At 73.9% G+C, this 14,118-nt stretch carries 9 protein-coding genes; 8 read left to right on the top strand and 1 reads right to left on the bottom strand.

Features of this window, described 5'->3' with window-relative positions; translation table 11 throughout:
* Nucleotides 1-22 precede the first annotated feature (22 nt).
* Genes BJY16_RS08370 through BJY16_RS08360 form a run of 3 tightly spaced genes read left to right on the top strand, consistent with a single transcriptional unit; the run spans nucleotide 23 to nucleotide 4,642 of the window.
* The gene (locus BJY16_RS08370; RefSeq protein ID WP_185038513.1) at nucleotides 23-1,729 is read left to right on the top strand and encodes a GTPase family protein; all 1,707 of its coding nucleotides are present in this window, start codon (nucleotides 23-25) and stop codon (nucleotides 1,727-1,729) included.
* Nucleotides 1,726-3,405 (top strand): GTPase, encoded by a 1,680-nt coding sequence (locus BJY16_RS08365; RefSeq protein ID WP_185038512.1) that lies wholly within the window; start codon nucleotides 1,726-1,728, stop codon nucleotides 3,403-3,405. Before BJY16_RS08370 ends, BJY16_RS08365 begins: the two co-directional genes overlap by 4 nt.
* 34 nt (nucleotides 3,406-3,439) lie before the next feature.
* A complete protein-coding gene (locus tag BJY16_RS08360) occupies nucleotides 3,440-4,642 on the top strand; it encodes a hypothetical protein (protein ID WP_185038511.1) in 1,203 nt (400 codons plus the stop codon).
* A gap of 322 nt (nucleotides 4,643-4,964) precedes the next feature.
* Here BJY16_RS08360 and BJY16_RS08355 read toward each other — a convergent pair whose 3' ends face one another.
* A complete protein-coding gene (locus BJY16_RS08355; protein WP_185046993.1) occupies nucleotides 4,965-6,248 on the bottom strand; it encodes a hypothetical protein in 1,284 nt (427 codons plus the stop codon).
* Between the two features lie 410 nt (nucleotides 6,249-6,658).
* Here BJY16_RS08355 and pdhA point away from each other — a divergent pair, with 410 nt between their 5' ends.
* The 5 genes from pdhA to BJY16_RS08335 all read left to right on the top strand — a co-directional run bounded on the left by pdhA (nucleotide 6,659) and on the right by BJY16_RS08335 (nucleotide 14,104).
* On the top strand, nucleotides 6,659-7,822 hold the full coding sequence (gene pdhA, locus BJY16_RS08350) for a pyruvate dehydrogenase (acetyl-transferring) E1 component subunit alpha (protein WP_185038510.1): 1,164 nt from the start codon (nucleotides 6,659-6,661) through the stop codon (nucleotides 7,820-7,822).
* On the top strand, nucleotides 7,822-8,808 hold the full coding sequence (locus tag BJY16_RS08345; RefSeq protein WP_373873452.1) for an alpha-ketoacid dehydrogenase subunit beta: 987 nt from the start codon (nucleotides 7,822-7,824) through the stop codon (nucleotides 8,806-8,808). The genes pdhA and BJY16_RS08345 overlap by 1 nt, the downstream gene beginning before the upstream one ends.
* Before the next feature lie 5 nt (nucleotides 8,809-8,813).
* Nucleotides 8,814-10,244, top strand: a complete 1,431-nt coding sequence (locus BJY16_RS08340; RefSeq protein ID WP_185038509.1) for a dihydrolipoamide acetyltransferase family protein — start codon at nucleotides 8,814-8,816, stop codon at nucleotides 10,242-10,244.
* A 207-nt stretch (nucleotides 10,245-10,451) separates the two neighbouring features.
* Nucleotides 10,452-10,586: a hypothetical protein gene (locus BJY16_RS46970; RefSeq protein WP_260418270.1), complete on the top strand. Its 135-nt coding sequence runs from the start codon at nucleotides 10,452-10,454 to the stop codon at nucleotides 10,584-10,586.
* A gap of 317 nt (nucleotides 10,587-10,903) precedes the next feature.
* Nucleotides 10,904-14,104, top strand: a complete 3,201-nt coding sequence (locus tag BJY16_RS08335; protein WP_185038508.1) for a hypothetical protein — start codon at nucleotides 10,904-10,906, stop codon at nucleotides 14,102-14,104.
* Nucleotides 14,105-14,118 lie beyond the last annotated feature (14 nt).

Here is a 14,118-nt window from a genome sequence, read left to right as displayed (position 1 = left end):
ACCGGTCGAACCCCCGTCCGCCGTGGGCAGGCTCGCGACGGCACTGAGCCGATTGCGGGCGGCGCTCGGCACGGTGTCGTACCCGCTGGTGCTGCCCTCCGCCGAAGAGGCCAAGCGGGTCGGCTCCGCGCTGCTCGCGCAGCTCGACGACTATCTGATCCCCCGGCTGGCCCGGCTGGACGCGCCGATGCTCGTGGTCGTCGGCGGCTCCACCGGCGCCGGCAAGTCGACGCTGGTCAACAGCCTGGTCCAGGAGCCGGTGACCACTGCCGGCGTGCTGCGCCCGACCACCCGCTCGCCGGTGCTGGTCGCGCACCCGGAAAATCTCGGCTGGTTCGAGCAACCACACCTGCTGCCCGGCCTAATCCGTACCGTGAAAAGCAGTAATGATCCGAACTCGCTGCAGGTCGTCGGGGCCCGCGGGATCGGACCGGGCCTGGCCCTGCTGGACGCGCCGGACGTCGACTCGGTGGTCGACCACAACCGCAAGCTCGCTGCCCAGCTGCTGGCCGCGGCCGACCTGTGGCTATTCGTCACGACCGCCGCGCGGTACGCCGACGCCGTCCCGTGGGAGCTGCTCAAGACCGCCCGGCTGCGCGGCACGGTGATCGCCCTGGTGCTCGACCGGGTGCCGCTGGACGCCGCCGCCGAGATCGCCGCCCACCTGGGCGAGATGCTCACCGAGCACGACCTGGGCAACGCCCCGCTGTTCGTGCTGCCGGAGAGCGAGCTGGACAGCCGCGGTCTGCTCCCGGCCCCGGTGATCCAGCCGATCCAGCAGTGGTTCGCCCAGCTCTCCGCCGACCCGGCGGCCCGCGACGCGGTGGTCCGGCAGACCCTCAACGGCGCGCTCGCCGCGCTCGCCCCGGCGGTCGAGGGCCTGGCCGAGGCGGCCGAGGACCAGACCAGCACGGCGCAGGCGCTGGACGAGCGGGTCAGCACGGCCTACCAGACCGCCAAGCGGACGGTCCGGGACGGCCTGCAGGACGGCCGGCTGCTCCGCGGCGAGGTGCTCGCCCGCTGGCAGGCGTTCGTCGGCACCGGCGAGTTCGCCCGCAGCCTGGAGTCGCGGGTCGGGCAGCTGCGCGACAAGCTCGTCGCCGCGGTCACCGGCCGGCCCGCCGCCAGCCGCAGCCTGCAGGTGGCGCTGGAGTCGCAGCTGGTCACGCTGATGCGCGGGGTGGCGACGGACGCCGCCGAGCAGGCCTACGCCTCATGGCACGCGCACCCGGCCGGCGACGCGCTGCTGGACGACGACCTGAGAATCGCCTCGGCCTCGCTGCCGGAGCGCGCCGACCGGATGGTCCGCGAGTGGCAACTCTGGGTGCTGGACCTGGTCCGGCGGGAGACCGGCGACAAGCGGGCGGTGGCCCGCGGCGCGGCGTTCGCGGTGAACGGCGCCGGGCTGGCCGTGATGATCGCGGTGTTCACCGCGACCGCCTTCATCCCGACCGGCCTGGAGGTGGCGGTCGGCGCCGGCACCACGGTCGCCGCACAGAAGGTGCTCGAGGCCGTCTTCGGCGACCAGGCCATCCGCTCCCTCGCCACCCGCGCCCGCACCCAGCTGATCGCCCAGTTCGACGAGTTGCTGGACACCGAGGCCGCCCGGTTCACCGACCGGACCGCCGCCGTGCGCCGCGAGGCGGAACCCGGCACACTGTTGCGCCATGCCGCCGCTGAGGTGGAGAGCGCCAGGAAGGACATCGCGTTGACCGGATCGGGGTCATGAGTCTGGTGGACAAGCTGCGGGATGCCCCGTCCGGGGGCGATCCGGTGGACGCCGAGGGGCTGACCCGGCGGCTGGAAGCACTGAGCCGGTTCCTCCGGCTGGTCGACCCCTACCTGCCGGACAGTGAGCTGGTCACCGCGCACACCATTGTGGAGCGGGCCAGCGGCCGGCTCACCCTGTCCCTGGACCACACCGTGGTGGCGCTCGCCGGCAGCACCGGCAGCGGCAAGTCCAGCCTGTTCAACGCGCTGGCCCGGTTCAAGCTGTCGCCGGTCGGGGTGCGCCGGCCGACCACCGGCACCGCGCACGCGGTGGTCTGGGGCCCGCTGGAGCCGGCCAGCCGGCTGCTCGACTGGATCGGCGTGCTGCCCCGGCAGCGGTTCGTCCGGGAGAGCGCGCTGGACGGCGACGACGAGGCCTCGCTGCGCGGCCTGGTCCTGCTCGACCTGCCCGACTTCGACTCGGTGGAACGCGCCCACCAGCTGGAGGTGGATCGGCTGCTCGGGCTGGTCGACCAGATCGTCTGGGTGGTCGATCCGCAGAAGTACGGCGACCGGATCCTGCACCGCGCCTACCTCTCCCAGTTCGCCACGCACGCCGGGGTGACCATCGTGGTGCTGAACCAGGCCGACCGGCTCAGCACCGCGGACACCGACGCGGTCCTCACCGACCTGCGCCGGCTGCTCGACGAGGACGGGCTGACCGGCGCGCCGGTGCTGGCCACCTCGGCGAAACAGCCCGGCATGCTGACCGAGCTGCGCGAGGCGCTGGAGAGCACGGTCGCCGAGCGGCAGGCCGCGCTGCGCCGGCTCGCCGCCGACCTGGACGCGGCCGGCGAGGAACTGGCCGAGATGATCGGCCCGCCGGCCGCCGAGGACGAGGTGGACCGGGCGACCGTCCGGCAGCTGACCGACGCGCTCGCCGCCTCGGCCGGAGTGCCCGCGGTGGCCGACGCCACCGCCGCCGCCTATCGGCACCGCGCCGCCGCGGCGACCGGCTGGCCGCTGGTCCGCGGGCTGCGCCGGCTGCGCCCCGACCCGCTGCGCAAACTGCACCTGGGCGAGCCGGTGAAGACCGACGCGGTGTCCACCGACGTCGTACCCCGGACCTCGCTGCCCGCCGCCGACGCGGCGCAGAAGTCGGCGGTCGGTCTGTCGGTGCGCGCGGTCGCCGCGCGTGCCGCGGCGCCGCTGCCCGAGGTGTGGGCGCCGGCGCTGACCACCGCGGCCCGGTCCAAGGCCGCCGACCTGCCGGACGCGCTGGACCGCGCGATCGCCAAGACCGACCTGGGCGCCGACCGCAAACCGGTCTGGTGGCGGGTGGTCGGGATCCTGCAGTGGCTGCTGCTCGCGGCCGCCGTCGCCGGGCTGGGCTGGCTGGTGGCCGGCTATGCGCTGCGCGCCCTCGGGCTGCCCGACCCGGCCACGCCCAAGATCGGCTCGGTGCCGCTGCCGACCCTGCTGCTGCTCGGCGGGCTGTTCCTCGGGTTGCTGCTCTGGCTGCTGCTGAAACCGCTCGTCGAGGCGGGCGGGCGACGCGCCCGGCGCCGGGCCGAGCAGCGGCTGCGGGCCTCGGTCACCGAGGTCGGCCGGGGATTGGTGGTGGCCCCGGTCCGGGAGGTGCTCAACGCGTACGCCCAGGCGCGGGAAGCGCTCGGCGTGGTGCGCACGGAGTAGTACCAGCGCCTGCCGTCAGCGGTAGGCTCGCGACATGCCGGCACCCCAGAGCGTGTATGAGGCGGTGCTGCACGCGGCCCGCGACGTGACCAGGCTGGGCAGCGCGCTGGAGGCCGAGATGCTCGGCACCGCGCTGCTCGGCAGCGTCTACGCGGTGGCCGACGGCGATCGGGCGGCCGCCGTCCGGGAGTTCGTCGGTGAGTTCCTCGCCGCCACCGGGCAGCGGCCGGAGCCGGCCGCGGCGATCATCCGCGAGGTGTTCGCCGCGCTCACCCCGGACGCGCCGGGCGCCGGCCAGGTCGGACACCACCCGCAGGGTCCGTCGTGGACCCGGGAGCTGGGGCGGGTCCGGGCCACCGGCTGCCATGCCTACGGCGATGTGTACGGCGACCAGACGTCCTATCTGGTCACTTACGCGTACGAGGAAGCCGGCGGCGGTCCCGAGCACGCCGTGGTGACCCTGGTCGACCACAACATCGGCATCGTCAAGGACGTGTTCGTCGCCGCCTCCGCCGACCGGCTGCTCGACCAGGTCCGGTCGCTGTGCGAGCACGACGAGCTGACCTGGTTCCGGGACGAGGACCCGGGCCTGCTGCGCGACGAGGTGGAGCGGCACCTGCGGGTCACCGACGAGCTCAGCGACCTGCCGGCGGACGGCTCGCTGGCCACCGACCGGGCGCTGGCCGCGGCCCGGCTGGCGCTGCTGCCGGCGCCGACCACGCCGCCGCTGGCCGAGCCCGCCGGGCACAACGTGCCCGAGCTGATCCGCGACTTCCTCGCCTCCCCGGAAGCGACCCGGGCCGGGCTGGCCGCACCCGACGCCGACCAGCCGTCCCTGCAGTTCTGCCTGGGCCTGCTGCTGGACCACGCGGCCACCCTGCCCGGCGGCGACCCGCTGCGCTGGAGCCCGTCGGTGGCGGGCCTGTTCCTGCTCGACTGGGTGCACCGCCGCGCGGTCCTGGACATGGACGACGCCGCGATGCTGCCCCGGGTGGTGCGCGCCTGGTCGGAGTACGCGACGTGGCGGCGCGGCCTGCCCCCGGCGGCGATCGCCGAGACCACGGCCGAGGTGGAGAAACTGGTCCCGGAGTTCGTCCGGCTCTACTCCACCGGCGAGCGCCGCAGCCCGGCCACGGCCGCGGTCGCCCAGCTGATCGCCGAGGGCGTCGACCCGAACGACTCGGACGCGATCGACGCCTGGCTGCAGGCCAACCGCGATCGCCTCACCGACGACTGACTGCCCGGGTACGGTCCGGTTGCGGATGGCCCGCTGCCAGGCGATCCGCTTGCGGGCGATCCCGCTGTCAGGCGATCCGCTTGCGGGCGATCCCGCTGTCACGCGATCCGCTTGCGGGCGGCGCGCCCCTCGGCTCCTGAAACATCCCGCAAACCCTGTCCACCAGGAGAAATGCAAGATCGACAGAGCCCGCCCTTCCCAGGGGGAGCCCCCGCTGGTCAGTGTGGTGGAAACGGGCGGGGTCCGCCGGCGGGCCTGTGGATGACCGCGGAATGTGGACAGCGCGGGAGAAGCGGCCGTTCGTGACGCCGCAGTCCCCGGCTCAGCGGTGGTTGAGGTGGTGCGCGTCCGCCGGGTCGGCGTGGTGCCGGCCGACCCGGGAGCTGCGGTGGCGGGCCGGGGTGTTCTCGTCGTGGCGGGTGTGTTCGGCGCGGTGGTGGCCGCGGTAGGGCCGGTTGGTGATCCGGTTCTCGTCCGAGCGGGGCTGGCTCATCGAGCGGCGGACGTTGCGGCTGTCGCCGTAGCTGTAGGCGACGACCCGGGCGGCGTTGATGTGCGGGCGTTCGGTCACTGCTGACCTCCGGCTGGAGCGGGACCGGCTGCGTCGCCGGTCGAGGACGGTGGAACGGAGAGCAGCCTCGCACTCGTGGTGCGAGGAGTCGTCGGAGTTGTCGGACGGGTCCCGGCCGGATGCCTCGCCAGCGGAATCAGCATCATCTGAAGAATCCGAATTGTCCGAAGGGGACCAGTCACCCGCGGACGTCTGATCATCCGCGCCGTCCGCGGACGGCGGAGAGCCCGGACCATCCGCGGACGGCGGGGAGTCGGCGGCACCCGTGGGCGCCAGGGGCTCCGCGGGTTCCGGCGATTCAGCCGGGACCTCCGGGACGTCGGGCGAGTCAGCCGGGACCTCTGGGACGTCCAGCGAGTCAGCCGGGACCTCCGGGACGTCGGGCGAGTCAGTCGGGACCTCTGGGACCGCTGGGATCTCGGGCGAGTCAGCCGGGACCTCCGGGAACTCCGGTGAATCCCAGATCCCGCCGTCCCCAGCCTGCGGCGCCCGCCGGCCCAGCGGCCCGCCCGCCCAGTCGTCGGCCGGTTCCTCGTCCGGCACCACAGGCAGCCCGGGCACTGTCGGGAAGGCCGTGACCGGCCGGGACGCCGCGCCGTGATCCACATCGGAGGGCGGCGGGTCGGCCGGGACCGTGGGCAGGTCCGGGATCGCGGGGAGGCCGTCACCCGTACGGACGGTGGGCGACACGCCCGGCGGCGATGTCGTACCGGAAAGCGTCGGTGACCGCTCCGGACCGTCGTACCGGGAATGGTTTCCGGGGTCCGGTGAGGGCCGGACCGGGCCGGTCGCCGGGGGCGGCAGGAACGGGGCGTCCATCGCGCCGTCCCGCTGGTTGCCGGCGATCTCGCTGGTGCCGGCGGTGACCACGGCGAGGGTCGGGATCGAGGCGAGGCCGACCAGCAGGGCGACCATCAGGATGTATCGCCGGGTCGGACCGGACAGGCCGTAGTCCTCGCGGTACACACCGTTGAGCCGCTTCCGGAGCACCTTCAGGGGCGGCGCGTAGCCGTCGTCGTCGGGCAGGTGCGGCACTGCGATGTCCTCCGAACCAAAAGATCAACCTGGATCCGTCTCGGTCAAAGGTGTGAACGACGCATCGGCCGTTCGGCAGCGGCGAAGCCGGGCCATTCGTACGGTAGTGATTGCACAAAAACGAGCAAATCGGGCAAATATCCTTAACGATGTGTCGACAGAAAATCTCTATTCGTGATCCACGCACTCTGTAACGTCCCTCACTCCCTCTGTCAGGATGGGGGCGACGGCACCGCCGCCGTCGCCTTCCGCCGACCAGCGGGGCAACGGCGGGCCGTCTCGGTAGGGGCGCAGTCCCGGCCGGAACGTCGCGCGGCAGCCTCACCCGGCACATGCGTGGCGATCAGTGGTTCCGCCGCGTGGCCGGGCGACACCCGCCGCGGGCGCAGAGGAGATACAGGGAGACACGGATGGCGAAAGGCGAACGCAAAGCCGGGGCGGTGCCCCCCTCGGGAGGCGGCGCCGACGCGCCGGCAGGCGGCTTCGTCCAACTGCTCACGCCCGACGGCGAGCACCTGGGCAGCGTCACCACGGCGGACGGAACCACGTACTCGGTCGACTTCACCGACGAGGAGTACCGCGGGCTCTACCGTGACCTGGTGACGGTGCGCCGGCTGGACGCCGAGGCGACCGCCCTGCAGCGGCAGGGTGAGCTCGGGCTCTGGGCCAGCCTGCTGGGCCAGGAGGCGGCGCAGGTCGGTTCCGGCCGGGCGCTGCGCCCGCAGGACATGGCTTTCCCCACCTACCGCGAGCACGGCGTGCTGTACTGCCGCGGGATCGACCCGATCATGCCGTTCGGCCTGTTCCGCGGCGTCGACCAGGGCGGGTGGGACGCGAACGAGCACAAGTTCAACAGCTACACCATCGTGATCGGCTCGCAGACGCTGCACGCGACCGGCTACGCGATGGGCGTCACCATGGACGGCAAGACCGGCAGCCCGGACGGCGAGGCGGTGATCGCCTACTTCGGCGACGGCGCGACCAGCCAGGGCGAGGTCAACGAGTCGTTCGTCTGGTCCGGGGTGTTCAACGCCCCGATCGTCTTCTTCTGTCAGAACAACCAGTACGCGATCTCCGAGCCGCTGGAGCGGCAGACCCGCATCCCGCTGTACAACCGCGCGGCCGGTTACGGCTTCCCGGGCATCCGGATCGACGGCAACGACGTGCTGGCCAGCTACGCGGTCACCCGCGCCGCGCTGGACAACGCGCGCAACGGCCAGGGCCCGACCCTGATCGAGGCGTACACCTACCGGATGGGCGCGCACACCAGCTCGGACGACCCGACCCGCTACCGGATCGCCTCCGAGGTCGAGTCGTGGAAGGCGAAGGACCCGATCGCCCGGGTCAAGGCCTTCCTGGCCAAGCAGAAGCTGGCCGACGACGACTTCTTCGGCGAGGTCGACGAGGCCGCCAAGCAGCTCGCCCTGGACCTGCGTGAGCGGGTGCTGGCGATGCCCGATCCGCAGCCGGTCACCATGTTCGACCACGTCTATCCCAGCGGATCGCCGGAACTCGACGAGCAACGCGCCGCGTTCACCGAGTACCACGCGTCGTTCGAGGGGAGTGGGCACTGATGGCCGAGAAGATCACCCTGGGCAAGGCCCTCAACCACGGCCTGCGCCGCGCCCTGGAGAACGACCCGAAGGTCGTCATCATGGGCGAGGACGTCGGCAAGCTGGGCGGCGTCTTCCGGATCACCGACGGCCTGCAGAAGGACTTCGGCGAGGACCGGGTCATCGACACCCCGCTGGCCGAGGCCGGCATCGTGGGCACCGCGGTCGGCCTGGCCATCCGCGGTTACCGGCCGGTCTGCGAGATCCAGTTCGACGGCTTCGTCTTCCCGGCCTACAACCAGATCGTCGCCCAGGTGGCGAAGATGTTCTACCGCTCCAAGGGCAAGGTCCGGGTGCCGATGGTGATCCGGATCCCGTTCGGCGGTGGCATCGGCGCGGTCGAGCACCACTCCGAGTCGCCCGAGGCGTACTTCGCGCACACCCCCGGCCTCAAGGTGGTGACCTGCTCCAACCCGGCCGACGCGTACACGATGATCCAGCAGGCGATCGCCTCCGACGACCCGGTGGTGTTCTTCGAGCCGAAGCGCCGCTACTGGGAGAAGGGTGAGGTCGACCTGGACGCGCCGCTGAGCGGCGCCTACCCGCTGCACGCGGCGCGGGTGGTCCGGTCCGGGACCGATGCGACCCTGCTGGCGTACGGCCCGATGGTGCGGGTCGCCCTCGACGCCGCCGCGGCAGCCGCCGAGGACGGGCGCAACCTGGAGGTCATCGACCTGCGCACGCTCTCCCCGATGGACCACCCGGCGATCTTCGAGTCGGTCAAGCGGACCGGCCGCGCCGTCGTGGTGCACGAGGCCCCGGGCAACCTCGGCCTGGGCGCCGAGCTGGCCGCCCGGATCACCGAGGAGTGCTTCTACTCCCTGGAGGCCCCGGTGCTGCGGGTGACCGGGTACGACATCCCGTACCCGGCGGCCCGGGTCGAGGAGGACTACCTCCCCGATCTGGACCGGCTGCTGGACGCCGTCGACCGTTCCTTCGGCTGGTGACGCCGATGTCGCGGATCAAGGAGTTCAACCTGCCCGACCTGGGCGAGGGCCTGACCGAGGGCGAGATCCTCGCCTGGCTGGTCAAGGTCGGCGACACGATCGAGCTGAACCAGCCGATCGTCGAGGTAGAGACGGCCAAGGCGGCCGTCGAGATCCCGGCGAAGTGGGCCGGCGTGGTCACCAAGATCTTCCACGAGGCCGGGGTCACCGTGGAGGTCGGCCAGCCGATCATCTCGATCGACACCGAGCCGGGCGCCGGTGAGCTGCCGGAGCCGTCCGCCGAGTCGCTGGCCGCGGTCTCGATCGCGCCCAGCGAGGGCGCCATCGAGCCGGGCATGGTGGGCAGCCCGGCGCCGGCCGCCCCCGGTGTCGGGCGCACCCCGGTGCTGGTCGGTTACGGCGTCCGGGAGGCGAGCGCGAAGCGGCGTCCCCGGGTGAGCACGCCGGCCGCCGCCGCTCGGGCTGTCACTGCTCCGGCTGCCACCCCTGCTCCGGCTGTCACGCCGGCTCCGGCCCCGGCCGTCCCCCCGGCGGCCCCGGTCCGGAGCGGTCCGGTGCTGGCCAAGCCGCCGGTCCGGAAACTCGCCCGGGACCTCGGCGTCGACCTCGCCACGATCGCCGGGACCGGGCCGCTGGGGTCGGTGACGCGGGACGACGTACACCAAGCCGCCGAAGGCGCCCGGAAACCGGCGCCGGTCGCCGCGGCCGTGCCCACCGCGGTCTTCGACGCGTCCCGGGAGCAACGCATCCCGGTCAAGGGCGTGCGGAAACTGACCGCGGAGAACATGGTGGCCTCGGCGTTCACCGCGCCGCACGTCACCGAGTTCCTCACCGTGGACGTCACCCGGTCGATGAAGGCGCTGGACAAGCTCAAGACCCGGCCGGAATTCGCCGACCTGCGGATCTCCCCGCTGCTGCTGGTGGCCAAGGCGGTGCTGCTCGCGGTCAAGCGGCACCCGATGGTCAACTCGTCCTGGTCGGCGGCGACCGGCGAGATCGTGGTCAAGGAGTACGTGAACCTCGGGATCGCCGCGGCGACCGAGCGCGGGCTGATCGTGCCGAACGTCAAGGACGCCGGGCGGCTCAGCCTGGTGGAGCTGGCCGAGGCGCTGAACGCGCTGGTCCGCACGGCGAAATCGGGGAAGACCCCGCCGGCCGACATGGCGCACGGCACGCTGTCGATCACCAACGTGGGGGTCTTCGGCGTCGACACCGGCACCCCGATCCTGCCGCCCGGCGAGTCGGCGATCCTGGCCTTCGGCGCCATCCGGCCGACACCCTGGGTGCACAAGGGCAAGATCAAGGTGCGCCAGGTCACCACCCTCGGGCTCTCCTTCGACCACCGGATCATCGATGGCGAGCTGGGCTCGAAGTTCCTCCGGGACATCGGCGCGTTCCTCACCGACCCGGAGGCGGCCATCCTGGCCTGGACCTGAGGACTTTCGGCCTATCGGCCGAATGACCTTTGATTGTTAGGCAGATGACCCGGATCACCCTCCAAATAGTTGGCATGATCCACCGCTGAGGCGGACACTGGAGGCACACCGAAGATGTGCGCCGACGGTGTCCGCCACAAGCGGTCCCGGCAGTGGCACATCGTGATACCGGCCACCACCCCGGGGAAAAGAGCAAGTGTCGTGAGCATGATCGATCGCCTCCGCCAGCGTCGCCAGACCACCCGCCAGAACCGCGCCATCGACCGCGCCTGGCAGGCCGCGCCCACCCAGGCCATGCGCGACGAGATCAACCTGTTCGCCCAGCGCCGCCAGCCGCTGTAGGCAGAGCGCCCACCAATCGGCCCGCCCGCATCACCCGGGCGGGCTGTTTCGTATCGGCGACCGTGCCGGCACCCCACGTGGCTTTCCCTCAGTGGCGTACACCGGGATTTTCTCCGCCGCCAACGCCCGGTACGGTGGGGCACTGGTCCCCAACCCGGCACGGCCGGTCGGGGCGGTGACCGGGGCTCTCGACGGCGACCTCGCCGGTGCGCCCCAGCACGGCCAGGCCTGAAAGCTGGCACGGCTCTCGGCGGAAGGTCGCCGACGGGGTCGCGTCCGTGCAAAGCTGGCACGGCCGCATCGATGAGGAGGCGCGTATGACGTCCGAGGGGCACTACGCCGGGCAGCCGGCCGAGGCCGCGTCGGGCGGACCCGATCCGGACGGTCAGCGAGTGTCGGGCCGGGCATCGGCTTCGGTGCCTCCGGCCGAGGGCGTTCCCACGTCGTACGGGCCACCGCCGCAGGCCACGCCGGGTGGCGGGTCGCCGTTCGTGGTGCCGGCCGTCTCCACTTTCGGGTCGGGCTCCAACCCGACCGGGACTCCGTACGGGTCGGCTCGCGTGCCGCAGCCCGAGGAGGCCTCGCCGTACGGGTCGGTCTCCCCCGGGACCGCTTCGCCGTACGGGCCGGGTTCCGGCTACCCGCAGCAGCCCGCCGAAAGCGCCTGGGCGCCGCCGGCTCCCGCCGAGCCGGGTCCACCGCCGGGCGAGTCGCCGTTCGGGCCGGCCGGGTTCACCCCGCCCGGGCGGGCTTCCGCGGCGGTGCCGCAGCCTTCCGGTCCCGCGGCCTTCCCGCCGCCGTCCGGTCAGGCCCCGTCGTTCCCGCCGCCGTCCGCACAGGCTGCATCCTTCCCCCCGCCCGCGGGACAGGCCGCATCTTTCCCGCCGCCGTCCGGACAGGCCGCTTCCTTCCCGCCGCCCGCGGGACAGGCCGCATCCTTCCCGCCGCCCGCGGGACAGGCCGCATCCTTCCCGCCGCCCGCGGGACAGGCCGCGTCCTCTCCGCCGCCGGCCGGGGACGCGCCCGCCTTCCCGCCGCCGACCACCAGCAGCGGGCTGCCCACCCGGACTCCGGGTGCCTCGGCCGCCGCTGCCGACCAGTCGACCTTCTCCGCCTTCGGCGAGCAGAAGGCGCGGGTGCCCGGCGCCACCCTCACCGATCTTCCGGACGCCTCCGGGCGCCCTGGTCCCACCGGCCTTACCGGCCCGGCGGAGAACAGCTGGCTCGGCAACGCCGCCCGCCCGGCCGGCGAGGCGCCCAGCGGGCCGCCGTCCACCACCTTCCCGACCCGGCAGGGCGACAGCGGCGGATTCCCGCTGCGGGCGCCGGCCGGGCCGAGCACGACCGAGGAGCCGAGCGGGTCGACGCCCGCCCTCGACCTGCCGATCCGCAGCTCGGCGGGCTACCCGGCGCCGGCCGAGGCCGAGCCGTCGTTCGGCACCGCCGGCACCCCGTCGTTCGGCACCGCGCCATCCTCCTCGTTCGGGACCGCCGCTCCTTCGTACGGCAGCGAAGCACCCTCGTACGGGAGTGAGGCGGCGCCGTCGTTCGGTTCCGCCGCGCCGGAGCAGCAGGCCGACCCGTCCGGCTTCCCGCAGCGGGTGCCCGGCGCCGCGCTCGGCACCGGCGGCGCGCTGCCGCCGGCCGCGCCCACCTCGGGTTCGGTCCCGCCGCCGGCCGGCGCCGCGTCGGCCCCGGCGCCCGTCGCCTTCCCGCCGCCGTCGCAGTCGTTCTCGGCCGCCGGGTCCGACTTCCCGCCGCCGTCGCAGTCGTTCCCGCCCGCCGGATCCGACTTTCCGCCGCCGTCGCAGTCGTTCCCGCCGGCCGGATCCGCGTCGGTGCCGCCGGTCGGCCCGGTCTCGGCGCCGTCCGCCTCCGCGTCCGTGTCGCCGGCCGGCTCGGCGTCCGTGCCGGTCTCCGGCGCGGTCCCGCAGCCCCGGGACGCCGCCGCGGCCCGCCCGGCGAGCGGTTCGGCCCGCCCGGTCACCGCGAGCGTCTCGGTGCCCGGCCGGGTGACCCCGCCCGCCGACCCGGCCGAGGTCCCGCCGCCCAGCGCCGCGCCGCAGGCCCGGGTCTACGGACGTCCCGCCCCCAGCGCGGACGAGACCCCGGAGCCGCCGGCCGCCCCGGCGTCGCCCGCGTTCCCGCCGTCCGGGGAGAACCCGCCGTTCCCCGGCGCCCGTGCCCCGGAGACGTTCGGCCCGGAGGGCACTGACGACCGCGGCTTCCCGCCGCCCACCTCCCGTTCCGACGGTTTCGGCTCGTTCGCGCCGCCGCAGCGGGCGGAGGAGAATTCCGGCGGTTTCGCCGCGTTCCCGCCGCCGTCGCAGCCGGAGGAGCACTCGGGCGGGTTCGCCGCGTTCCCGCCGCCGCAGCGCGACGAGCACGCGTCCTTCGCCCCGCAGCGCGATGAGCACTCGCCCTTTACGCCGCAGCGCGACGAGCACTCGCCCTTCGCCCCGCAGCGCGACGAGCACTCCCCCTTCGCCCCGCAGCGCGACGAGCACTCCCCCTTCGCCCCGCAGCGCGACGAGCCCGCCGCCTTCCCGGCGGGTGAGGCTCCCGGGCCGGCTCCGCAGTCCCCGGCCCGGGCCACCGCACGGGCCTCGGCCAGCGCGCGGGTCTCCCCGCCGGAGCCGGGCGCCCCGGCACACCCGGCGGGCCCGGCCAGCCCCACCTCCGGCAGCGCCCGGGTGGCTCCGCCGGACGGCGCCAACCCGTTCGCACCGCCCGGTTCGCCGGCGATCCCCGGCAACGGCCCGTCCTTCCCGCCGCCCGCCCCGTCGTTCCCGCCGGGCCCGGGCTTCGGCGCGGAGGAGCCGACCTTCCCGCCGCCGTCCTCGTCGTTCCCGGGCGGCCCGGCCACGCCGAACCCGTTCGGTGCGCCGCAGGGCGCCCCGGCCTGGGGTGACTTCGCGGGCGGGGCTCCGGCCGCGCCGCCCGGCGCGGACCACTTCAACGAGCACACCACGGACGTCTCCGGCCGGGGCAAGTCGCCGTTCGTCCCGGCCCCGGCCCTGCCGCCGATGCCGGGTTCCGACCCGTTCGGCAACGGCCCGGGTTCGCCGATGCAGGGTTCCGACCCGTTCGGCAACGGCCCGGGGCCCCAGGCAACGGTGACCCCGCCCAGCCCGGAGGACACCACCAGCTGGCCCGGTCCGGCCGACCAGGGCAAGTTCGACCAGTTCAAGGCGGAGGAGCCGCCCGCGCCGGCGAAACCGAAGGTGAAGACCGGCCCGGTGGCGCTGTTCGTGGTGCTCGGCGCCGCGCTGCTGCTGGCCGTGGTGTTCGGCCTGACCTGGCTGATCTCCTCCGGTGGCGACGACAGCGACTTCAAGCTCGGCCAGGGCGAGTGCGTGAAGAACGGCGAGAAGGTGGTCAAGGTGGCCTGCACCGAGCAGGGCGCCTACCAGGTCACCCAGATCGCCGACGCGAAGGACCAGTGCGCCGACAAGGCGCAGCCGGTGATCGTGGCCGGCAAGAAGGTCTACTGCCTGGCCAAGCCGACGGCCAACTGACCTGACGCGCGGAC

The organism is Actinoplanes octamycinicus, from assembly GCF_014205225.1.
Taxonomy (GTDB): domain Bacteria; phylum Actinomycetota; class Actinomycetes; order Mycobacteriales; family Micromonosporaceae; genus Actinoplanes; species Actinoplanes octamycinicus.
This window is presented reverse-complemented; position numbering and strand designations above follow the sequence as displayed.

Bases quoted from the DNA above. Each gene is read 5' to 3' on its own strand.
- BJY16_RS08345 (WP_373873452.1), top strand. From the start codon at position 7,822: ATGGCCGAGAAGATCACCCTGGGCAAGGCCCTCAACCACGGCCTGCGC.
- pdhA (WP_185038510.1), top strand. From the start codon at position 6,659: ATGGCGAAAGGCGAACGCAAAGCCGGGGCGGTGCCCCCCTCGGGAGGC.
- BJY16_RS46970 (WP_260418270.1), top strand. From the start codon at position 10,452: ATGATCGATCGCCTCCGCCAGCGTCGCCAGACCACCCGCCAGAACCGC.
- BJY16_RS08360 (WP_185038511.1), top strand. From the start codon at position 3,440: ATGCCGGCACCCCAGAGCGTGTATGAGGCGGTGCTGCACGCGGCCCGC.
- BJY16_RS08340 (WP_185038509.1), top strand. From the start codon at position 8,814: ATGTCGCGGATCAAGGAGTTCAACCTGCCCGACCTGGGCGAGGGCCTG.
- BJY16_RS08335 (WP_185038508.1), top strand. From the start codon at position 10,904: ATGACGTCCGAGGGGCACTACGCCGGGCAGCCGGCCGAGGCCGCGTCG.
- BJY16_RS08365 (WP_185038512.1), top strand. From the start codon at position 1,726: ATGAGTCTGGTGGACAAGCTGCGGGATGCCCCGTCCGGGGGCGATCCG.